Genomic DNA, 24,736 nt, shown 5'->3' on the forward strand with positions numbered 1-24,736 from the left:
AAAAATTCACCTATTTCCATAAAACCTGTAACTTAAAAACTCATGATATTATCCGTATCATTATCATCCAGAAACTTGTCCAGTTCCTGGTAATTTATCTCGGCCCCTAAGCCGTAGTCGGCGGGTGTAAATACTGCTTTTGATTTGGCTTGTTCCAAACAGTGATCAATTAATTGTGACAGATAGGTTATATACTTTAGCGACAAATCATTAATCGTTGTTTCAATATAATGCTTGTTACTAAAACTCCAGTTTACTGTGAGTTCTCCGGCAATAATATAGCTATTTATTGTGATTTTAACCGGCGAAAACTGCGTTTTGTGTACAGATTCCCCACTATCTTCATTAGCATAACCAAACCATTTCCCAGAATTTATGGCCTGATCAAACTGCCCCAGGTAATTGAACATGATATCCCATGGATCATTTCCCTGTAAGCTGTCAACCTTGTTGATATATTTTAAAACTCCAAAACCCAGGCCTTTATCAGCTACCTTCCTCAACTCTTCTTTAACTTCTTTTATCAACCAGTCTTTATCTGCTGCAGTCCTGAGTTTTACCGGGTAGAGGCTGGTAAACCAACCAACTGTGCGACTTATATCAACCCCATCGGTTATTGACTCACGACCATGAGCTTCCAAACCTACAACAATCTCCTGTTTACCAGCCCAGTTACCTAATACTCCGGCCAAAGGGGCTAATAACAGGTCGTTTATTTCTGTATGATACACTTTTGGTACTTCGCGGAGCAAAAGGGCTGTATATTCGGTATTGAGCTTTACGCGGATATTAGCCATATCGCCAACCTGGGCTTTACGGGCAAATTCTATATCGACCGGTAATGGTTCATAGCTGCTTGTGATCTGCTCCCAATATTTCTCCTGCGCCAATAACCTTCTGCTTTCGCTGTATTGAATTAAGGCCTGGTACCATTGCCTGTATGAGCTTCCCTTAGCACCCAAATTTGGTATTTCGCCATTGGTAATTTTATCGAGCAGGGTATTTAAATCGTTTAGTATAATTCTCCATGATACACCGTCAATGGCCAAATGATGCACAACGATCGAAAGTCGGTTCGCGGTTTCATTGTCCGCCGTTTTCATCAGCACCACATTAATTAGTCTGCCTTCGGTAATTGACAGGCTGCGCTGGTACTCATTGGCATATGCACTAATACCGGCGGTTAAATCCTGCACATTGGTCAGGTCTTCAACTAATACCTCTACTTTGGCTGTGCCGTAATGTTGTTCCCAATTGCCATTGGTGTTGCCGTATTGTAACCTTAAGGCATCATGATAAGCAACCAAAGCATCGAAACATGTTTGTAGGGTTACTACACTAATATTTTTATCTATCGATAACAAAACAGCCTGGTTATAATGCGAGATCTCTGTTTGATGTTGTTCGAGATACCATTGCTGAATAGGGAGTAAACCCACGTCGCCGTTTAATGTCCCTTGTTCAGTTTTGATTTTGCCGGCACCGTTTTTATGCACAGCCTCGGCGAGGCGTGCTATTACCTGGTGGTAAAATATATCCTTAGGCTGAATTTCTATTCCATATTTACGCGCCCTGCTTACCACCTGTATGGTCAGGATAGAATCACCGCCAAGCTCGAAGAAATTATCATAGATGCCTATTTGATCTATCCCTAAAAGTTCCTGCCAGATTTCTGCAAGTTGTTCTTCGGTTTGATTACGGGGAGCAACCTGAGTTTCCGGTATCAGTTCGCTTATTTCTGCTTCGGGTAAGGCTTTCTTATCTATTTTACCGTTTATTGTTAAGGGTAAACTTTCCATTCTTACCCAAAGGCGGGGTATCATATATTCGGGCAGGAGCTCTTGCAGATATTGCTGCAATTGTTGTTTGTCAAAAGCTGCTTCGTCTGTCACCACATAAGCGCAAAGGCGTTTAACTCCCTGCTTATCTTCGCGGGCGAGCACTACGGCTTGTAATACTTCAGGATTTTGAAGTAGCGCGCTTTCAATCTCGCCCAATTCTATCCGGTAGCCACGGATCTTTACCTGGTCGTCCTGCCTGCCCAGGTATTCAAGGTTTCCGTCAGATAACCATCTGGCGCTATCACCGGTTCGGTAAAGGCGCTCCCCTGTTTTGAAATGGCTTGGAATAAATTTCGTCAAAGTCAAATCAGCGTTGTTCAAATATCCGCGCGCCACACCTTCACCGCCAATATACAGTTCTCCTTTTACACCAATAGGCTGCTGATCACCATATTCATTCAGGACGTATAGTGTTGTATTGGAGATGGGCTTGCCGATAGGAATATCTGAAGGGATATTTTCAAGGTTATCCGACAGCTTGAAACTGTAAACGCTGCAACCAACAGTAGCTTCAGTCGGACCGTATTCATTAATAATTTCCGTGTCACACATGCCAGTATTGTAGCCATCAAAATGGTTTAACCGAAGCGCTTCCCCACCTATTACCAGTCTGTCGGCAAGCCTACTTCTGTCTTCGCCCGATGTTGCTTCTTGTAGCAGACTGATATGTGCCGGGGTTAATTTAATAAACTCATAAGGTGCATACTTCAGCAGGTTCTCGTCTTCAAATACGTTATTATATTTTGCACCTGCTATCACTATCGATCTGCCATTGATCAACGGCATAAACAAACCGGTAACTGAGGCATCAAATGTGTATGATAAATGGATGAAAGTGCCTGATTTACTACCATTGTTGCTGATATATTTCGTTTTGTTATTTACGAGATAGCTGATCAGGTTACCATGTTCTATCATTACCCCTTTTGGTTTGCCTGTTGAGCCAGAGGTGTAGATGACATAGGCCGGTTGGCTTGAAGCGATAGCAATATTCAGATTGTCGCCGCTTTGGTTTGCTATTTCCTGATTATTATCAAGTTCAATAACTTGAGCGTTTATATCATTTAGATTTGCCCTGCCTATGCTGCTGGTCAATATTATCGTTGCCAGAGTGTCCTCAAGGATATAGCTGATGCGCTCTTTCGGATAATCCATATCAACCGGTACATAGGCTGCTCCTGATTTCAGAACACCTAATATACCAGTTATCATATTGATGCCGCGTTCGATACAAATCGCTACAAGACTTTCCGTTTTTACACCATCTGCTTTTAGATAATGCGCTATCCGATTTGATCTTTCATTTAGTTCCTGATAGCTTACTGTTTCTCCCCCAAACACCAATGCTGTTGCTGTTGGATCTATTCGTACCTGTTTTTCAAACAGACCAACAATATTCTCATCTTTCGGATGGTCTATTGTTGTATCGTTGAATGATTGTAATTGTTCTACTTCAATTTTATTTAGTAACTGAAGCTTATTGATCTGATTTGCCGAATTTTCTATTACCGCCTGAATCAGTTGAACATAATGACCAGCCATCCTTTCGATGGTTGCAGCTTTATAAAGATCGGTGTTGTATTCCGCTACGATCCGGATGCCGCCTTTAGTTTCCTCGGCGTTATAGCTCAGATCATATTTGCTGGAATAGTCACCTGCTCGCTCGCCGGTGATTTTAATATCAGCCAGTTCAAGGGTTGGGATAGCTCCTGTATTCTGCAGCACAAACATCACCTGGAATAGCGGGCTCCTGCTCAGATCTCTTTCTTTTACTACCACTTCTACTACTTTTTCAAACGGTACTTCCTGGTGGCTGTATCCCTCAAGCGTGGTTTGTTTTACTTTGCTTAGCAGTTCTGTAAACGCCTCTTCTCCGTTGAGATTTGTTCTCAACGCCAGCGTGTTCACAAAAAAGCCAATCAGTTCTGCCGTTTCTTCCCTGTCTCGGTTGGCTACCGGGGTACCTACACACAGATCTTCCTGGCCGCTATAGCGGTAAAGCAAAACTTTAAATATCGCCAGCAGCGTCATATACAGTGTTACGCCTTGTTCAAGGCTCAGCTGCTGCAGTTTTATTGTTTGTTCTTTATTTATGGTAAACTCATAAACTGCTCCCCTGCTGCTTTGGACAGCCGGGCGCATATGATCGGTTGGCAGTTCAAGCGTTGCTGTGCCTGCTAACTTTTCTTCCCAGTAGCTTAGTTTGCTTTGCAGCTTTTCGGCATTCAGGTATTCCCTCTGCCAGATCGCGTAATCCGCATACTGAATCTCTGGTGCTTTTAATTCTATCGGCTCGTTTTTGTTGTAGCTGCTATAAAGCTTGCTGAACTCCCTTACCAATACCGGCATCGACCAACCATCGGCGGCGATATGGTGCAGGACCAACAGCAGTACATATTCTTGTTTTGCTGTTTCTATCAGCTCCGCCCTTAGCATATCATCCTGTGACAGATCAAAAGGCCTGTTGACTTCCTGGCTGATATATCCTTGAAGCTCCGCCTGGTTAATCTCACTTTGCTTTAACACCCAGTTGTTTTCTTTGATATATTGGTAACCTTGCCCTTCATGTTCCCTAATCACTGTACGCAGTACTTCATGGCGCTCTACCACATTTCTCAGCGCGCTTTCTAAGGCATTGACATTTACCTCACCGCTCAGTTTCAGCACAGCAGGGATATGATACTGTACACTGCCTTCCAGCCTGTCGATAAACCATAACCTTTCCTGGCTGTAGGATAGCGGGATATATTCCGGTCTTGGCTCTGCTTTTTGTATCGTTCCTTCTGTTGTGGTATTTTCAACTTCCAGTTGCTTTGCCAGTTCCGCGATAGTCGGGTAAACAAACAAATCACGGATCTTTAGTTCTTTGTTCAGCTCTCTTCTTACCTGCGAGATCACCCGCATAGCCAGCAGCGAATGCCCGCCCAGCTCAAAGAAATTATCTTTCGTCCCTATCTTTTCTACGCCCAGCAACTCTTCCCAGATTTTTGTCAGTTGTTTTTCTGCTTTGGTTTCTGGTGCTGTGTAGCTTTCTTCCTGGTTTGCTTCCGCTTCGGGCAATGCCTTCTTATCGGTTTTACCGTTGGGTGTTAAAGGCAGGCTGTCCAGTCTTACCCATAGCCTTGGTACCATGTATTCAGGTAACCTTTCGCCAAGATAATTCTGTAGCTCCTGTTTATCGTAGGCTGCTTCTTCCATTACCACGTAGGCGATCAGCCTTTTCGTGCTGCCCTGTTTATCAGCTCTCGCTAATACTACCGCTTGCCTTACGTTTTCGTTTTGAAGCAGCACCTGCTCGATCTCACCCAACTCAATCCGGTAACTCCTGATCTTTACCTGGTCGTCTATCCTGCCCAGGTATTCGATGTTACCATCTGACAACCATTTGCCCTGATCGCCGGTTCTGTACAGCCTGGCGTTTTCATCCTCGCTATACGGATCTGTGATGAACTTTTCTTTTGATAGTTCCGGTTGGTTCAAATAGCCTCTTGCTACCTGTACACCGCCAATACAGATCTCCCCCGGTACACCTATCGGGCTTAACTCGCCCTCTTTATTCCTGATGTAGATCTGTGTATTCGATACCGGAGAGCCTATCAGCGCTGCTTTGTTGATATCATTAATTGTATAATAGCTCGCGCATACCGTTCCCTCGGTTGGGCCGTAGCTGTTTACTACCTGTACTTTTGGATACAGGTGATCTACAAAACCTGGCTGCAACAGTTCTCCCCCGCTAATGATATAGCGCAGGTTTTGAATATCAATTTTATTATTTGCCGCTTCTTTGTTCAGGTAAGCTATTACCGTTGGCGTAGCGCTCAGGATTGTTATCTCTTCTGTTTTTAGCAGGTATTTGATACTATCTACATCTTTACCGCCTTCTTTTACAATCACTACTTTGGCACCTGTTATCAGCGCCGGATAAATTTCCTCACACATGGTATCAAATGATACCGATGATTGCTGAAGCACGTTGTCTGCTGCTGTGATACCAAAGTAATTCACAAAACCATTGCAATAATTGGCGATGCTTTGGTGCTCCACCATTACCCCTTTAGGTTTTCCGGTTGAACCTGAAGTATACATCACATAGGCCAGCTGGTTAGGCTCAATAGCTATATCTATGTTTTCGCCGCTTTGGGCTTTTATTTCTTCGTTACTGTCAAGCTCGATAACTTGAGCATTTGCACCAGTTAGGGTTGCTTTGCCTGTGCTGCTGCTTAGTATTATATTAGCTTGAGTATCTTCAAGGATATGGCTGATGCGCTCTTTCGGGTAGTCCATATCAACCGGTATATAAGCTGCTCCTGCTTTCAGGATACCTAATATACCCGCCATCATATTGATGCCGCGTTCAATACAGATCGCTACTAATGATTCCGCTTTTACGCCTCGCGCTTTTAGATAATTTGCTATCTGGTTGGAACGCTCATTTAGTTCCTGATAGCTTACTGTTTCTCCTTCAAATACCAATGCTGTCGCAGTTGGACTGGTTTGTACCTGTTTTTCAAACAGGCTGACAATATTTTCTTCTTTAGGATATGCCGCTGCTGTTTCGTTGAACTTTTGTAGTTGTAGCTCTTCCGCCTGGCTTAACAACTTTAACTTGTTAAGTTGAGTTGCAGGTGTTTCAGTTACCGATGCGATCAGCTGTACATAGTGACCGGCCATCCTTTCAATGGTCTCTGCCTCATATAAATCGGTATTGTATTCCGCTACGATCCTGATCCCATCTTTAGTTTCCTCAGCGTTATAGCTCAGGTCATATTTGCTGGAATAATCACCTGCACGTTCGCCGGTGATTTTAATATCGCCCAACTCTAATGTCGGGATAACGCCTGTATTCTGCAGCACAAACATTACCTGGAACAGCGGGCTCCTGCTGAGATCCCTTTCTTTTACTACCGTTTCTACTACTTTTTCAAACGGTACTTCCTGGTGGCCGTAAGCTTCCAGTGTGGTTTGCTTTACTTTGCTTAATAGTTCTGTAAATGTTTCTTCTCCGTTCAGGGCTGTTCTTAGTGCAAGCGTGTTCACGAAAAAGCCGATAAGTTCAGCAGTTTCTTTCCTATCGCGGTTAGCTACAGGCGTACCTACACAGATATCTTCTTGACCACTATAACGGTAAAGCAGTACTTTAAATATTGCCAGTAGGGTCATGTACAGCGTAGCACCCTGTTCAAGGCTTAACTGTTTTAATTGCGCTGCCTGTTCTTTGGCTATCGTAAACTCATATACCGATCCCCTGCTGCTTTGTACAGCCGGACGCATATGGTCAGTTGGCAATTCCAACGTAGTTGTGCCTGCTAACTTTTCTTCCCAGTAGCTTAGTTTGCTTTGCAGCTTTTCGGCACTCAGGTATTCCCTCTGCCAGATCGCGTAATCCGCATATTGGATCTCCGGGGCTTTAAGTTTTATTGGCTCGCTTTTGTTGTAGCTACTATAAAGCTTGCTGAACTCCCTTACCAATACCGGCATCGACCAGCCATCGGCCGCGATATGGTGCAGTACCAACAGCAAGATGTATTCGTCTTTTGCTGTTGCGATCAGCTCTGCCCTCAGCATATCATCCTGTGACAAGTCAAACGGCCTGTTGACTTCCTGGCTGATATATGCTTTGAGTTCTGCTTTGTTTTCGTTTATCCCGCTTTGCTTTAATGCCCAGTTATTGGCTTTGACATATTGGAAACCTTGCCCCTCGTGTTCTCTGATCACGGTACGCAGTACTTCATGGCGTTCTACCACATTTATCAGCGCGTTTTCAAGGGCAGCTGTGTTTACCTCGCCGGTCAGTTTCAGTACCGCAGGGATATGGTATTGTACGCTACCTTCCAGTCTGTCTATAAACCACAATCTTTCCTGGCTATATGACAACGGAATGTATTCAGGTCTTGGCTCTGCCTTTTGTATCGTACCTCCTGCTGTGATGTTTTCTACTTCCAGTTGTTTCGCCAAATCCGCGATAGTCGGGTAAACAAACAGGTCACGGATCTTTAGTTCTTTATTTAGTTCTCTTCTTACCTGCGAGATTACGCGCATAGCCAATAGCGAATGCCCGCCCAACTCAAAGAAATTATCTTTTGTCCCTATTTTCTCTACACCAAGCAGTTCTTCCCAGATTTTTATCAGTTGCTTTTCTGTAGCTGTTTCAGGAGCAGTGTAGCTTTCTTCCTGCATTGCTTCTGCTTCAGGCAGAGCGCGTTTGTCCGTCTTGCCGTTTGGGGTCAATGGCAAACTGTCCAGTCTTACCCATAGCCTCGGCACCATGTATTCCGGTAACCTTTCGCCAAGATAATTTTGTAACTCCTGTTTATCGTAGGCTGCTTCTTCCATTACCACGTAGGCTGTCAGTCTTTTCGTGCCTTGTTTATCTGCCCTCGCTAATACTACCGCTTGCCTTACGTTTTCGTTCTGCAATAAAACCTGCTCAATCTCGCCCAATTCAATCCGGTAACCACGGATCTTTACCTGGTCATCTATCCTTCCTAAATATTCGACATTGCCGTCTGGTAGCCATCTGCCCTGGTCCCCGGTTCTGTACAGCCTGGCGTTTTTATCCTCGCTATACGGGTCTGCAATGAATTTCTCTTTCGTCAGCTCCGGCTGGTTCAAATAACCTCTTGCTACCTGTACACCGCCTATGCAGATCTCGCCCGGTACGCCTATCGGACTTAACTCGCCTGATGCGTTTCTGATGTAGATCTGCGTGTTTGATACAGGCACGCCGATAGGAGGCAAAACCGAAAGTGTTGAACTATCAACAGTAAAGCTGCTTACCACATGCGCTTCGGTAGGCCCGTATTGATTGATCACTTTTATTCCTGTATTCCTGATCAACGTTTTTACTTCATCCGTGATCTTTAATTGCTCGCCTGCAACGATGATCTCTTCAACCGCAAATGAAAAATCCGGAACAGCAATGATCTGTTCGGCTATATTTTGAAGCACAACTACCGGGAAAAATAAATGCGTCAGCTCATGCTTAGCAATATGATCAATTAAAGCATCCAGATCCCGACGGGTATCACCATCAATAAGGCAAAGCCTATTTCCAAAGCAAAGCGTCGAAAATATCTCCTGGAAACTTACATCAAAGGTGTAAGCGGCAAATTGTAAAACTTTGCGGCTTTTATTTTTAAATTGGGTTTCCTGCCAGTTTAACAAGTTAAACATAGCACACTCAGGCATCATTACACCCTTAGGCTTGCCGGTTGAACCAGAAGTATAAAGGATGTAAATCAACTGTTCGGCATTTATGGCTATCCCAAGATTGTCTTTTGCCTCCTGAGCTATAGCATTTTCGTTCAGCCCATCAACCTCAATAACCAATACAGCTGGGTTCAAAACATATTTGCTGCTTTGTTTGGTGCTTACAACCACAGATGCGCCGGTATCGGCTATCATGTAGTTAATCCGATCCTGTGGAAAATCTGGATCAATCGGTACATAAACACCACCAGCTTTCAAAATACCAAGAATCGATATGATCATTCCCAAACCGCGCTCTGTACAAACAGGCACAAGGGTTTCATTGGTTACACCGTGTTTCTGAAGGTATCTGGCCAGTCGGTTAGCTTGCTCATTTAAAGCCTGATAACTCAATTCTTCACCTTCAAATACCAATGCTATTGCGTCAGGACTTTTCAAAACCTGCTCTTCAAACAGGCTTACAATGCTTTCATCGCCAGTAAAATCAACTTTGGTTGCGTTGAACAGTTCGAGCTGAACACGTTCAGTCTCACCAATCATATTCAAATGGCCAACTGTTTCATTTGGTGCATCGACGATAGCGTTTAGCAACTGGCTATAATGGCTTGCCATACGGCTAATAGTCGCCTCGTCATAAATATCAGTATTATACTCAAGTGCAACTTGCAGGCCATTTTCCGATTCAATGACAAACAGGGTGATATCAAATTTGGCGGTCTGGTGCTCGTCTTTCGTTTGCTTTAGTGTCAGATCGCCAAATTGCAATTCAGGTACGCGGGTGGTGTTCTGCAACACAAACATCACCTGAAACAATGGGCTCCTGCTTAAATCCCTTTCTTTTACAACAGCTTCAACCACTTTTTCAAACGGCACATCCTGGTGCTCGTAGGCCTCCAGCATAGTTTGTTTTACCTGCGCCAAAAATTTGATAAACGGCATCTCTCCGTCCAAATGGCTCCGTATGGCCAATGTATTTACGAAGAAACCTATCAATTCCGCTATTTCAGGCTGATTGCGATTTGCTATCGGGCTACCTACACAGATATCTTCCTGTCCGCTATAACGATACAACAGGATATTAAAGGCCGACAGCAATGTCATGTAAATCGACACTCCGTTTTGTACGCTTAATTCATGTAGTCTGCCTGTAATTCCGGACGCTATCTCAAACTCATACAGCGCACCGTTAGTGCTTTGTTCGGCCGGGCGTTGACGGTCGGCCGGTAGCTGAAGCGTACTTACACCGGTTAACTTCCGTTCCCAGTAAGCAAGTTTTGAGGCTAATAGATCGCCTTGCAAAGTAGCCCTTTGCCAGATGGCATAGTCAGGATATTGGACTGTTAATGCGGGAAGTTCCAGTTGCCTGTTAGTCGAAAAAGCGTTGTATAATTCAATCCATTCTTTTGCCAATATAGCCGATGACGAACCATCTGAAGCAATATGGTGCATCGTGAGCAGCAGTGCAAATTCGCTTTCATTAACTTTTATCAGCTCCGCGCGAAGCATATCATCTGCAGAAAGATCAAATGGCTGCGCTATTTGCAATTTAATGTATTGCTCAAGTGATAAATGCTGATCCTGGTAATGTTTTGCATCAGTTTGCTTTAATGTCCAGGTATTTGCAGGTTTTACTTGCTGATATCCCTCACCGTCCTGTTCAAAAATAATCGTGCGCAATACTTCATGACGGTTCACAATTTCCCGAAACGTTTTTTCCAGTGCTTCGACATTTAATGTCCCTGACAAGTTGAATACCGCCGGTACATGATATTGAACACTGCCTAACATCCGGTCGATAAACCATAAACGCTCCTGGCTATATGACAACGGTATGCGTTCCGGGCGGGTTTGCGCGATGATAGTGGCCGCTGTATTTTGCTCCGCGCGACCTAAACGTGACGACAATGAACCGATTGTTGGATAATCGAATACTTCGCCTATGGAAAGGTCCTGCTCAAAGGCTTTTCTGACTTCGGCTATTAGCTTTACCGCCAATAATGAATGGCCGCCAAGTTCAAAAAAGTTATCGTTAATGCCGATTTCTTCAATCTCAAGGATATTTTGCCAGATTTCAGCAAGTCTGCTTTCAACCTTGTTGCGAGGAGCAATGAATCCCCTGCCAGATATCTGTACTTCCGGATGAGGTAAAGCTTTACGATCTATTTTTCCGTTCGCGGTTAGAGGAATTGCTGTTAATTGAATAAGATGCGATGGCAGCATATAATCTGGCAAATGCTCTTTAAGGTAGACATTCAATCCAACGGGTTCAAACTTTGCTGATGGTATGATATAGGCTACCAATTGCTTATTGCCCAATTTATCGTCGAGAGCCAATACAGCCGCCTGGCTTATATACTTGCTGTGTTCAAGTACCAGGGCAACTTCGCCGGGTTCAACCCGGTAGCCTCTTATCTTTACCTGGTCGTCCATGCGGCCTAGGTATTCGATATTGCCATCGGCGCGCATAACTACGCGGTCGCCGGTGCGGTAAATCCTGGCACCCTCCCTGCGGTACGGGTCGGCAATAAATTTTTCTTTGGTTAATTTAGGCAAACGATGATATCCCTGTGCTAATCCCCTGCCGCCGATATAGAGCTCGCCGGGGATACCAATTGGGCAACGTTCCAGTTCTTTGCCTAAAACGTAAACGATAGTATTGGAGAATGGGCGCCCTATTGGAATGCGCGGCCCCTCAATTACCTGACCGGATGCCTCGTATAATAATTTGCCTATAGTGGTTTCAGTAGGGCCATAATGATTAACTACCCGGCAATCGCCATAACGGGCAATACGCTCTACAGATTCTTTAGGTAAAGTTTCGCCGCCAAAGATCAACAGTTTTGCAGGTAACAATGGCGCATCCGTTTCCGGTGACAGCGCTTTCCAATGAGATGGCACAATTTTAATACAGTCGATCCGGTTTTCGTTAAAATAGCGATGAATCTGATGGACATTGCTCACTATCTCCTTAGAGAAAACATGCAGCGTTCCGCCGTAAACCAGCGAACTAAATAACACAGTATTTCCAAGATCGGTTGCGATAGTCGACATCAGACCGAAAGTTTCGCAATCACCTATCCTGGCACGCTCATTTAAGCCATACACATAATCCGTAAGGCTGTCGTGATCTACGAGTACACCTTTGGGTTTGCCCGTTGAGCCGGAAGTATAGATCACATAAGCCAAATCATCGGGTGAAGGGAATATCTCGGGATCATTTTCCGGTTCGAGGGAAAGTTCCCACTCCATATTATCCAATTCCCAAACCTTCTGGAACTGAGTTACTGAAGCAGCTCGATCTGCAAATTTGCTGCTGCTTACGATAATCCCTGCCCGTGTATCATCCAGGATATGTTTTACACGATCAGACGGAAAATCGGTATCAACAGGAACATAAGCTCCTCCCGCCTTAAGGATTCCCAAAATAGCTACGATCATATCCAAACCGCGCTCCATATAAACAGGCACCAATACACCTGTTTTTACGCCGTAACGCTGCAGGTGATGAGCAAGTTGATTAGAGCGCACATGCAGTTCGCGATAAGTCAGCGCCCTACCTTCAAATACAACTGCCTGTATATCGGGATTTAGTAGCGCCTGGGCCAGGAATAGTTCAATGATGGTTTCATTGGCGATGTATGCGCAATGGCTACGTTCGTTCTTGAACAGCCACAGCTCTTCTTTGCGGCTCAATAACCTGAGCTTGCTGATCTCCATATCGGGGTTCGTGACGATAGAGATCAGCAACATTTCGAAATGCTTCACCATGCGCCTAATGCGCGCTGTGTTATAAAGATCAGTATTGTATTGTACTGCCCATTTTAAGCCATACTTTGTTTCTGTTACAAAAAAGGTAAGATCAAATTTTACGGTCTTATGTTCGTAACCGTATCCTGACAATTCCAGATCGCCAAGGGTTATAGCCGGGATCTCGGGAGTGTTACCCAAAACCAGCATCACCTGAAAAAGCGGGCTGATACCTGCTTCGCGCTCTTTCACAGTTGCTTCCACGACGCGTTCAAACGGCACATCCTGATGGCTAAAAGCATCAAGCACTGTTTGTTTTACATCAGCCAGTAGTCGATTAAATGTAGCTTCGCCTTTTACCTGATCGCGAAGGGCGAGTGTATTTACAAAAAAGCCAATCAATTGCTCCAACTCGCGTTGCGGGCGACCTGCTATCGAAGTACCAACGCAGATATCTTCCTGCCCGCTGTAGCGGTAAAGTAATATCTTGAACGCAGTAAGCAGGGTCATATACAGTGTTGCGCCGTTCTTCTGGCTTAACTTGTGTAATGCACCGGTAAGGTCGCTGCCAATATTAAATGTTAGTGTCGAACCATTGACAACGGCTCCTGATGACCTGATACTATCAGCCGGTAACTGCAGTTGCTGAACATCAGCGAGTTTTTGCTTCCAGTACTCCAGCTTGTTTTCCAGTTGCTGCTCATGAATAGGATTACGTTGCCACAAGGCAAAATCGGCAAACTGCAATGGTAACGCGGGTAACTCAAGTTTTTCATTTTTAATATATGCCTGGTACAAAGCGGTAATCTCCTGCACAAGGATAGGCATCGACCATGCATCACCGGCTATATGGTGTATGGTGACAACTAATATATGTATCCCGTTTTCAAGCTTGATCACATCAGCGCGAAGCATATCATCGGCGGCAAGATCGAAAGGCTTTTCAATGAGTAAACTGATGCGCTCTTTCAATGCTTCGGTACCGTTCACGTAACCACCCGAAAGATCACGGCCTAAGTGCCAGCCATCAGCAACCTTTATTTCCTGGTAAGCGGCCCCTTCTTTTTCCCCGATCACCGTGCGGAGTACCTCGTGGCGGTTAACGATGGTTTTGAAAGTATTTTCCAACGCGTCAACATCCAGATTTCCCTGTAATAAAAGCACTTCAGATAAGTGGTATTGCAGGCTGCCTTGTAACTTATCCACAAACCATAAACGCTCTTGACTAAATGATACCGGAATGCTCGAAACGGTATTTCTGTTAAACGGTATTATTTTATTGTCAGCATCTGCATTGATATTCCAGCTGTCCTGCTTTAAGAAGCTGATAATTGACTCTTTATTTTCCCTTATTTCGTCGATAAGCAACGGATCGACAGCAACGTTTTCAGGAACCTGAAGTTGCAGACGATCTCCGTTCAATATGATCTTTACATCATTTTGTTCGGCCAGGTATAAAATATCAATCGCTTTAGTAAACAATTCTTTCATGTACTACTTTCTTTGGAAAATCGGGGGTTTGAAGAGGGAGGATTAGGTTTTTCGGCTTAGATGTCAACTATTGTAAATGATGATGTTTGATTGCTTGCTTTATTACTGTTGCGGACGGTTATATACTTACTTAATTCGCTGATAGAGGCAAATTGAAACAGGACGCTGATGGGAATATCTATAGAAAATTCCTTTTCGATGTGGTGGACAACCCGCATAGCTAATACCGAGTGCCCTCCCAATTCAAAAAAATTGTCATGAACGCCAATGGGGTTTACGCCGAGCAATTCCTGCCAGATTTTTGTTAACTGCTTTTCAACCTCGTTGCGAGCGGCTACGTAACCTTGCGCAGGCACTGCCGATAACTCCGCCTCAGGCAGGGCACGTTTATTTACCTTTCCATTAGTTGTGAGCGGGAAACTTTGCATTTGTACCCAAAAACGGGGCACCATGTAATCCGGCATTTGGTTATGGAGGTATTCCTGGAGTTTTTGTTTGTCAAGTGTAGTATCTGCAACCACGTAGCCGGTTAGGCGGTTAACACCGTTTTTATCGGGATGGGCCAGTACAACACCCTGGCTAACGAGACCGCTTTGCAGCAATACACTTTCTATTTCGCCTAACTCAACCCTGTACCCCCTGATCTTAACCTGATCATCTACCCTGCCCCGATATTCTATATTACCGTCAGCAAGCCAGCGGCCAATATCACCGGTTTTGTACATCAACGTATTGGCGGATGTAAAAGGGTCTTTAACAAACTTCTGACTGGTTAATTCGGGTTGATTTAAATAGCCGCGAGACACACCCGCACCACCAAGCCATACTTCCCCAAATACACATATAGGGGCCTGTTGATTTGCCGGACCAAGAATATAGGCATTGCGGTTGTTTAAAGGTTTACCTATCGGGATTATTCCGTCGGCGTTAATTTCGGATATGGCATAAGTTAAAGAGAACGTTGTGTTTTCTGTAGGCCCATAACCGTTTATCAGTTTCAGATCCGGGTACGTCGATCTGATCTTTTTGATATGCGGAACTGAAAGTTTCTCGCCGCCAACCAATATGGTATTTAATCCTTTAAACACTTCCGGCGCGTCATCAGCAAGTTGATTGAACCAACTTGACGTGAACCACATTACAGTAACTTTATGCTTTGTTATCAGATTTTTGAGCGTTTTGCTATTGAATAGTTCTTTATCATTACAAAGTATTAGTTTGCCTCCGTTGAGCAGCATACTCCAATACTCAAATGTAGTTGCATCAAATGATGGAGAACCGGTTACCAATAAAGTGTCATTGTTATCAGCTTCAAAATAGCACGCATTCTTCACCAGGCTCACTATGTTGCCTTGTTCAACCATTGTCCCTTTAGGTTTTCCGGTTGAGCCTGAAGTATACATCACATAAGCAAGTTGGTTAGGCTCAATGGCTATATTTATGTTTTCGCTGCTTTGGGCTTTTATTTCATCGTTATTATCCAGTTCGATAATCTGAGCATTTATGCCGGTCAGGTTTGCCTTGGCTGTGTTACTTGTTAAAACAATAGCAGCTTGAGTATCTTCAAGGATGTAGCTGATGCGTTCTTTTGGATAGTCCATATCAACCGGTACATAAGCTGCACCTGCCTTTAGGATACCAAGAATGCCTGCCATCATATTGAGGCCGCGTTCTATACAGATGGCTACAAGTGACTCTTTGCCTATACCTTGTTTGATTAGAAAATGCGCTATCTGGTTGGCATGTTCATTTAGTTCCCCGTAGCTTATTGTTTCATCTTCAAATACCAGTGCTATAACCTCAGGTGTTTTTATTGATTGCGCTTCAAACAGGCTAACGATATTTTCTTCTTTCGGATAGTTTGCTTCTGTTTCGTTAAATAAAGCTAATTGCAGCTCTTCTGCTTTGCTTAGTAACTGAAGTTTATTGATCTCGGTTGCCGGTTGGATAATTACCGATGTTATCAACTGTGAATAATGTCCCGCCATCCTTTCAACCGTCGTAGCCTCGTACAAATCGGTATTGTATTCTACCGCGATCCGGATGCCATCTTTAGTTTCCTCCGCGTTATAGCTCAGGTCATATTTGCTCGAATAGTCACCCGCGCGTTCACCTGTGACCTTGATATCGCCTATTTCAAAGGTTGGGATAACTCCTGTATTTTGCAGCACAAACATTACCTGGAACAGTGGGCTCCTGCTTAGATCCCTTTCTTTTACTACCGCTTCTACTACTTTTTCAAACGGCACTTCCTGGTGGCCGTATGCTTCCAGCGTGGTTTGCTTTACTTTGCTTAATAACGTTGTAAATGTTTCCTCTCCGTTTAACGTTGTTCTTAGCCCAAGTGTGTTTACAAAAAAGCCGATCAGCTCTGCGGTTTCTTCCCTGTCACGGTTGGCTACCGGGGTACCAACACAAATATCTTCCTGACCACTATAACGGTAAAGCAACACTTTAAAGATAGCCAGCAGCGTCATGTACAGCGTTGCGCCTTGTTCAAGGCTTAACTGTTTTAGTTGTTCTGCCTGTTCTTTAGCTATCATGAATTCATATACCGATCCCCTGCTGCTTTGTACCGCCGGGCGCATGTGATCGGTTGGTAATTCAAGCGTTGTTGTGCCTGCTAACTTTTCTTCCCAATAGCTCAGTTTGCTTTGCAGTTTTTCGGCATTCAGATATTCCCTTTGCCAGATCGCATAGTCCGCATATTGGATCTCCGGTGCTTTAAGTTTTATTGGCTCGCTTTTGTTGTAGCTGCTATAAAGCTTGCTGAACTCCCTTACCAATACCGGCATCGACCAGCCATCGGCGGCGATATGGTGCAGGACCAATAGCAGTACATATTCGTCTTTTGCTGTTGCGATCAGCTCCGCCCTTAGCATATCATCCTGTGACAAGTCAAACGGCCTGTTGACTTCCTGGCTGATATATGCTTTGAGTTCTGCTTTGTTTTCGTTTATCCTGCTTTGCTTTAATGCCCAGTTGTTAGCTTTGATATATTGGTAACCTTGCCCTTCATGTTCCCTAATCACTGTACGCAGTACTTCATGGCGCTCTACCACATTTCTCAGCGCGCTTTCTAACGCATTGACATTTACCTCACCGGTCAGTTTCAGCACAGCAGGGATATGATACTGTACACTGCCTTCCAGCCTGTCGATAAACCACAACCGTTCCTGGCTGTAAGACAGCGGGATATATTCCGGTCTTGGCGCAGCTTTCTGTATCGTACCCTCTGTTGTGGTGTTTTCCTCTTCCAGTTGCTTCGCTAAATCTGCTATCGTTGGGTAAACGAACAGATCACGGATTTTCAATTCCTTGTTCAGCTCCTTTCTTACCTGGGAGATCACACGCATGGCGAGCAGCGAATGGCCACCTAACTCAAAAAAGTTATCTTTTGTTCCTATGTTATCTACCCCAAGCAGTTCTTCCCAGATTTTTGCCAGTTGTTTTTCTGTAGTCGTTTCAGGGGCAGTATAGCTTTCTTCCTGGCTCGCTTCAGCTTCAGGTAATGCGCGTTTATCGGTTTTACCGTTGGGTGTTAGCGGCAAGCTGTCCAGTCTTACCCATAGCCTCGGCACCATGTATTCAGGTAACCTTTCGCCAAGATAATTTCGTAGCCCCTGTTTATCGTAGGCCGCTTCTTCCATCACCACATAAGCAGTCAGCCTTTTAGTGCCTCGCTTATCCGCCCTCGCTAATACTACCGCCTGCCTTATGTTTTCGTTTTGCAACAGCACCTGTTCAATCTCGCCTAATTCGATCCGGTAACCACGGATCTTTACCTGGTCATCTATCCGGCCCAGGTATTCGATATTACCATCTGGCAGCCATCTGCCCTGGTCACCGGTTCTGTACAGTTTTGCATTTGCTTCTTCGTTATACGGATCTGTGACAAACTTCTCTTTCGTCATTTCCGGTTGGTTCAAGTAACCTCTCGCTACCTGTACACCGCCTATGCAGATCTCGCCCGGTACGCCTATCGGGCTTAATTCACCCCCTTGATTTCTGATATGAATACTTGTATTAGCAATTGGCCTGCCAATAGTTATAATTTTATCTTCACGAACAGGGTCATCTGTTAGCGTCGCACACACTGTGTTTTCTGTCGGGCCGTAGGCGTTTATCAACCTTACGCCTTGGGACTGAATATATCTTCCTATATTTTCATTTAATGCTTCACCGGCCGAAACTATTGTTTTAACGGTTCCCAATGAATCAGCTATGGCCTGCTGAAATGAAGGAGGAATTACCGCCAATTCTACTTTTTGCTTAGCAAGCAGTTTCTTAAATTCTTCGGCAGATAGTATTGCCTCTTTTCTGCATAATACCAAACAACCACCACTCGCAAGCGTATTAAAAATCTCATAGCAGGAAGCATCAAAACCTATAGATGCAAACTGCAGCGTACGCATGCCGGGCACTAACCCCAAGGCAACAGCCTGGCTGGCAGCAAGGTTCACAACTCCCCCATGCTCAACCATTACCCCTTTAGGTTTGCCGGTTGAGCCGGAGGTGTACATTACATACGCGAGTTGGTTTGAGTTTATAATGGTATTTAAATTTTCTTTGCTCTGAATTGTTATCAATGGTTCATTGTCCAGTTCCACAATCATAGCATCCAGATCGCGCAGTACCGAACTGCCTGCGCTGCTGCTCAGGATGATCTTCGCTCCCGTATCACCGAGGATATAGTTGATCCTTTCTTTGGGGTAGTCAATATCCACAGGTACATAAGCACCTCCGGCTTTTAATATGCCCAAAATGCCGGATATCATCTCAATACTCCGTTCTATACAAATTGCAACCAGGGTTTCGCTTCCTACACCTAAACCTTTTAAATAGCTGGCTATTTTGTTTGCGCTTTTATTAAGTGCTCCGTAGCTTATGGTTTCGTCATCAAATACAAGTGCCGTAGCTTCCGGGCGTAAGGCTACCTGCTTTTCAAAAGCTGATATTATGTTTTTGTTTTTGGCTATATTTTCATCAAGTTCATGATCTGATGTACTGAACACCGATAACAGGTCATGTTCTCTCAGCGGTAAAATATCGATGCCGTTGATACTTTTATGAATGAACTCCGGAAACTGGATAATAATATGAAAGATTCGTTCGCCTAAAAGCTCTATCTCCTGTTGGGTGAAATATTCATAACAAAATTGAATCTGCAATTGCAGGCGCTGTTGTTTATGATAATCGCGCCAGCATAATTGCAGCGGTGTGCGTTCGCTTTCATTAGCCAACCGCCAGATGCTTGATTCAAGCGCTTCGCCAAAATTGATATCAAAATCAAGCGGCTCGTAGTTTACGATAACATCATACAAATTATCAACTGCCGAATTGATTTTAAGCACACGGCCTAAATCTTCTACCAGGTAATTGTAATGGCGATAATCCTGCTTTTGTGTGTTTATTATTCCCCCAAGTAAATCGGCTAAGGTTTGCCCTGCATCATACCCACCTTTAAAAGGAAGCGCTCCTGTAAAAATGCCAACCGTGCTCCGTTGCTGTCTTGATCCACGTTTGTGAACCGGCAAGCCAAATATAAAGTCGGTAAATGAGGTAATTTTACCAAAATAGATAATCAGCGCCGCGATGGTTAACTGTTGTAAACTGGCATTACAAACCAACTGAATATGTTCGAGCTGGATCTTTTGATTGTCTGAAAGTTCAATGCTATGGGTTGCACCTATTTTACCTTCGTTGTTATATAGGGGATATCTTTTCGCAAGTAGCTTTTCAGGCCTCGCTTCAATTTTACCTTTCCAGTAATCACCATCCTTTTGATAGCTCTCTGAATAATAGTTTTCATTAGCCCGAACAGTTTCGGCCTGATAAGACGGAGCATTAAATATAAACGGTTTCCCTGTAGTCAACGACTCGTATTTTTTAGCCAGATATTGAATGCTTACAATAAAGCCATAGCCATCGGTAATTAAATGATGATATTTCATTAAAAACCAATACTCATTATCTGCAATCTTTATCAAATAATGCTCAAACGGAAACTTATCACGGGTTAAATCAAAAGGAGCGCTAAAAGTTTGGCGCATCCATATATTAGCTTCAGCTTCCGGATTGGCCTGCGTGCTAAAATCCGCCTCAATCAATTCACAGGCATTATAATCGGCATTAAGCTGATAAACAAAATCTGGTGTTGTTAAATCAAAACTCATTTTAAAAGCATCAAAAACCAGCGGAAGCGAGCTCACTGTTTCGTGAAATTTTTCCACGTCCAAACCACCTCTTAATATGATATAGCCGCCAATATTATATTGCGCGCTATCCATATGTAAAAGTTGATTTACATAAACCTCCCGTTGCGCGGGATGTAATGGAAACTGAAGCCCTGACATGCTGCTGTTTTCTAAAATGCTTAAAAGCTGAATGATTATTGTTCGATAAGGCTATCAACCTGCTTATTGTACAATAGCTCCTTTTCGCCGTAAAGGCGTTCGGCAATTATCCCCCGGTCTGTACATAGCTTTACCAGCTTATCTGATTGTACAATAGGGTTTGATTCGTCGGTGTATTTGATACTGCTGATAAACTCAACCCATGGCTCCTGACCCATGGCGTACACATAAGCCTCTTTAGGTTGAAAAATGTCTATAAGCGCCATTCCTTTATCACAATCGGAGCCGGCAAGACGCCTGCTGCCATCCATATCTCTGGCCAGTTTTTTGGTAAGCAGCGGACCGTACAGCCATGTTAAAGGCGCGCCATCGCATTCCATACCAATAAAAAGCACGTCTACATTGCCAATAAATTTGTGAACCAGCTCATATAAACGAGGTTCCACAATTCTTGAATCGGCCAGGAAGAGCAGTTTAAAATCGCCTATTTTTACCAGGTAGCAAGCTTTGGTAAGGATATTCATATCGCTGTGCTCGCCTATAAAAGGCAAACCAGTGATAATGGCATCGTTAAAATGGATGGTTTGCATTTCGCTGATATCCATTACATTATTAAAGCCAATGTTATTGAACATTAATTTCAGATCCGGATCTTCCAGTTTGCCGCTTGATGTACGGGGAACTATCAGGTTTTTGATTTTATGTCTTAAAGGCAACAGGGTTTCAAACAGGATATGATCCTGGTGATTGTGGGTGATCAGTACATAATCGATAGTATCCGGCAGGTCAACATCCGAAAAATGCTGAACATCCGAGCTATAACCATAATAACTAATCAGTGGGTCGACCAAAATACTGATATCCTTAGTTTCAACCAGGATACAGGCATGGCCAAAATAGCGCATCCTGATCTTGTCGCCGGTATATTTTTCGTAAGGCGGCGGAGGCGTTTCTGTAAAAAACGTTTTAAACAAAGGTTCCTGCTCCGGGGTGATGCCGCAGATTTCTTTAATAGCCGCGTAGCTATTGGCTGTGCGTTTCATTTTGGCCAAAGCATCAATGCAAGCATGGTCAAACGGTACGTCCAGACTTAAAACATCCGGCTCGTTAAGACGTGGTGTACTCAGGCAAAACGGGCGCTCATCGTTATTGGTGATCCACATGGCCAGGCTTTGCGAGCTTTTGTTATAAAACTCGCTTTGGTACAGCAATGATTCAAAAAACCGGAAACCGGGGTTGTTATTACGATCATAATACAACTCCACGTAGCCCCGTAAAATATCGGGGACTTTAGCATACAAATCCTCCAGACCGTAGCCTGTTGCTTCGGCGTCCAATAGCCTGTCTAATGTTTTTATCGCTTTAGCAAATTCTATTACTTTATTCTGTTTTTCAAGCGATTGGTCTTGAAGCTGGGTCACCTCCTCAATTCTGCCACCACCAAAATCCATAAACGGGCCGCCTTTCATTTTAGGGTTGAGCACAGCACTGGCATGAATTGCCGGAGCCATTAAATACGATTCGATAATGGCCAAATGCCTTCCAACTATATTCATGGCGGCTGTTGCCGGAGAAATCAGGTGGCTCCAGGCATACCATTTGTCTACCAGTGGCTCCATTACCACGTTGGGTTTCAGATATAATTGTTCCTCGTTCATGACTAAAATGTTTCTAATTGTTTGGTCAGCTTTTCAGCTATAGCATTGATAATAAAAGCCCTGTGCTGCATGATAAAAAAATGGTCACCTTCAAGCTGTATAAAATCAACTGCCGGGATACTTTCATTTTGCCACAGCAAAACTTCTTCTGCCTTAAGATCTTCGTCAGTACCCGTGATAACCGTAAAAGGGATATTCAGTGGTTCGGCAGCTTTGTGTATATAGGTTTCGCTTACCTTAAAATCATTACGCAGGATTGGTTCAAGAAATTCCAGCATGGCATTGTCCTGTAAAATCTCATCGGGCATTCCGCCTAATATGATCACCTCATCAATAAATTCTTTATGCGGATATAAATGAAACCTTTTTGTTTGACGCGATGTTGCCGACGGGCCTGAAGCGCCGGTGATGAAAATATGCTTAGGCAGCTCGTAGCTATTTTCACGAATTTTCACCGCAAGCAAATAAGCCAGCAAACCACCCAGGCTATGACCATATATGGCATAATTGCCTTTGCTTAATATAGGTTTTAGCTGATTAAACAGATCATTAACCAGCGCGTCAATATCTGACGTAAGCTCTTCAAAAATCCGCGTTCCCCTGCCCGGATATTCGAGGGTAATAACATTGAATACAGCCGAATTTTCGGTAAACAAAGGCCTGTATGAATACTTGTTCCCTCCGGCAAACGGCAGACAAACTAAGTTGATCTTTTCGCTCATTTTGTTACAGCTATTAATCGGTGATTCCTTTTCTAATCCTTACAAAAGCGGCCGGGTTTCCTGAGTAGATACTCCATTGCTCAAGGTCTTTAGTGGCAACTGAGTTAACAGTTAAAATAGAATGACTGCGGCAAACCACTCCGGGGCATACTACGCTTTTTGCGCCAATCCATGTACCATCATGAAGCGTGATCTTACCCAAACGATATGGAAAATCTACTTTAGTATAATCATGGTTACCTGTAAGCAGCATGGCATCCTGCGAAATACAAACGTTTTTTCCGATGCTCACATCTTCCAGGTTATCTATCCAAACCGATTCTCCTATCCAGGTATGATCGCCAATGGTTAATCGCCACGGGTTTTTAATTTTAACTTTTGTTTTGATAACAACACCATTGCCCACCTTTGAACCAAACAACCGAAGTAAAGTCACTTTCATTTTATAAGGCCAGGGAAACGCGCTGTTAAAGATGAAGTAGTTGATAAAATACCAAACGGTTACTTTTAATTTATTGCCGTTTTTATAATCGCCAATAGTAAATTTTGAAAGATCCGTTTGCATAGGGTAAATAGTAGTTTCCATTTTTCAATCAGCTATAACCGATTTAATGAATATTTGATAGGATTATAACACCGCGAAGTCTGGTTCTTTAGGGGCCCGCCTTTTGTTAAATAAATTCAGGATCAGGTTTTTGCAAGGCATTTCAACAGTAAAATATAAAATACTGCAGAAGGCTATGAGCGCAAGTGTGGCAACTATCAAAGCAGGCCAGGTGCCTATCGGCATCACAAACATTTTAAAGTAATTCATGAATGGAGCCTGGAAAATATAGATGCTATAACTGATATCACCTAAAAAGACGATTGGTTTTGAGCTGAAGAATGCTGTATCTTTTTTCTTGAAGCTTGTAACAGCTAACACCATTACAAAGTAAACCGGCGATAGTAAGCCGTTGGCAAGCACATAATACCCCGGCACATAAAACTTAACCAGGAATACGATTGCGATACAAAGTATTACCGTTATTAATGAGTTTATCTGATTCCTGAAAAAAAGTGCCTTCCTGTCAAGAAACACCTTACCGCATAGCATTCCCAAAATAAAAATTGAGATCAGGAATACCGGATTAAGGCGCAATCCGGTAACCACCAATTTAGGAATGGTAGGTAAATGAAGCTCGCTTAAATACGATAAAACCAGCGTTAAACAATAGGTAAAAATGAAATATCCCCATGCCATAGTTTTATACTTTTTCTCATTCTTGCGCATGTAAACGATAAGGAACGGAAAGAAAAGATAGAAAAAGAACTCGCATGATATTGTCCAGCCCGGAGCGTTAAACGCGCCAACATACAACCAGCGTTCAATACCTAAAACCTCAAATATTAACCTGTATTTTACTGTAGGGGTATCAATAGTTTTAATGCAATAGTGAAAAATAGCCTGTGCCAGCAACGCTAAAAAGTATAAAGGATAAATACGTGCAAAGCGCTTTACATAAAACTCTTTCCTTGCAAACTCGGTATTTTCACTTTTAAAATACCGGGCGTTGGCAACAATCATGACAAAGCCGGAAATAAAAAAGAAAAAGTTAACCGCCTCTCCGCCATTGTAAGAAAAAAACGTAGGGCTGCCAAAGTGATACCAAACCACCATTATTGCGGCAATAAAACGTAAAATATACAGTGTATCGGTATTTCTTTCCATA

General features: G+C 43.6%; 6 protein-coding genes. All 6 read right to left on the bottom strand.

What is annotated here, in order from left to right; genetic code table 11:
* Positions 1-32 precede the first annotated feature (32 nt).
* From DEO27_RS12845 to DEO27_RS12870, 6 genes are read right to left on the bottom strand one after another with little or no spacing between them, the layout of a single operon-like run.
* The gene (locus DEO27_RS12845; RefSeq protein ID WP_149301874.1) at positions 33-14,288 is read right to left on the bottom strand and encodes a non-ribosomal peptide synthetase; all 14,256 of its coding nucleotides are present in this window, start codon (positions 14,286-14,288) and stop codon (positions 33-35) included.
* Between the two features lie 56 nt (positions 14,289-14,344).
* Positions 14,345-20,644, bottom strand: coding sequence for a non-ribosomal peptide synthetase (locus DEO27_RS12850; RefSeq protein ID WP_112575009.1), 6,300 nt, complete (start codon positions 20,642-20,644; stop codon positions 14,345-14,347).
* A gap of 35 nt (positions 20,645-20,679) precedes the next feature.
* Positions 20,680-22,302: an MBL fold metallo-hydrolase gene (locus DEO27_RS12855; protein WP_112575010.1), complete on the bottom strand. Its 1,623-nt coding sequence runs from the start codon at positions 22,300-22,302 to the stop codon at positions 20,680-20,682.
* 2 nt (positions 22,303-22,304) lie between these two features.
* Positions 22,305-23,024: a thioesterase II family protein gene (locus DEO27_RS12860; protein ID WP_112575011.1), complete on the bottom strand. Its 720-nt coding sequence runs from the start codon at positions 23,022-23,024 to the stop codon at positions 22,305-22,307.
* A gap of 13 nt (positions 23,025-23,037) precedes the next feature.
* Positions 23,038-23,610, bottom strand: coding sequence for a WcaF family extracellular polysaccharide biosynthesis acetyltransferase (locus DEO27_RS12865; RefSeq protein ID WP_223818237.1), 573 nt, complete (start codon positions 23,608-23,610; stop codon positions 23,038-23,040).
* Positions 23,611-23,652: 42 nt separating this feature from the next.
* Positions 23,653-24,735 carry an acyltransferase family protein gene (locus tag DEO27_RS12870; protein WP_112575012.1) on the bottom strand — a complete coding sequence of 361 codons (1,083 nt, stop codon included), beginning with the start codon at positions 24,733-24,735 and terminating at the stop codon, positions 23,653-23,655.
* Position 24,736 lies beyond the last annotated feature (1 nt).

This window comes from Mucilaginibacter rubeus, assembly GCF_003286415.2.
GTDB lineage: Bacteria > Bacteroidota > Bacteroidia > Sphingobacteriales > Sphingobacteriaceae > Mucilaginibacter > Mucilaginibacter rubeus_A.

What these genes read in the sequence shown, in the direction of transcription:
- DEO27_RS12845 (WP_149301874.1), bottom strand. Translation starts at nt 14,288, where the DNA reads ATGAAAGAATTGTTTACTAAAGCGATTGATATTTTATACCTGGCCGAA.
- DEO27_RS12850 (WP_112575009.1), bottom strand. Translation starts at nt 20,644, where the DNA reads ATGTCAGGGCTTCAGTTTCCATTACATCCCGCGCAACGGGAGGTTTAT.
- DEO27_RS12855 (WP_112575010.1), bottom strand. Translation starts at nt 22,302, where the DNA reads ATGAACGAGGAACAATTATATCTGAAACCCAACGTGGTAATGGAGCCA.
- DEO27_RS12860 (WP_112575011.1), bottom strand. Translation starts at nt 23,024, where the DNA reads ATGAGCGAAAAGATCAACTTAGTTTGTCTGCCGTTTGCCGGAGGGAAC.
- DEO27_RS12865 (WP_223818237.1), bottom strand. Translation starts at nt 23,610, where the DNA reads ATGGAAACTACTATTTACCCTATGCAAACGGATCTTTCAAAATTTACT.
- DEO27_RS12870 (WP_112575012.1), bottom strand. Translation starts at nt 24,735, where the DNA reads ATGGAAAGAAATACCGATACACTGTATATTTTACGTTTTATTGCCGCA.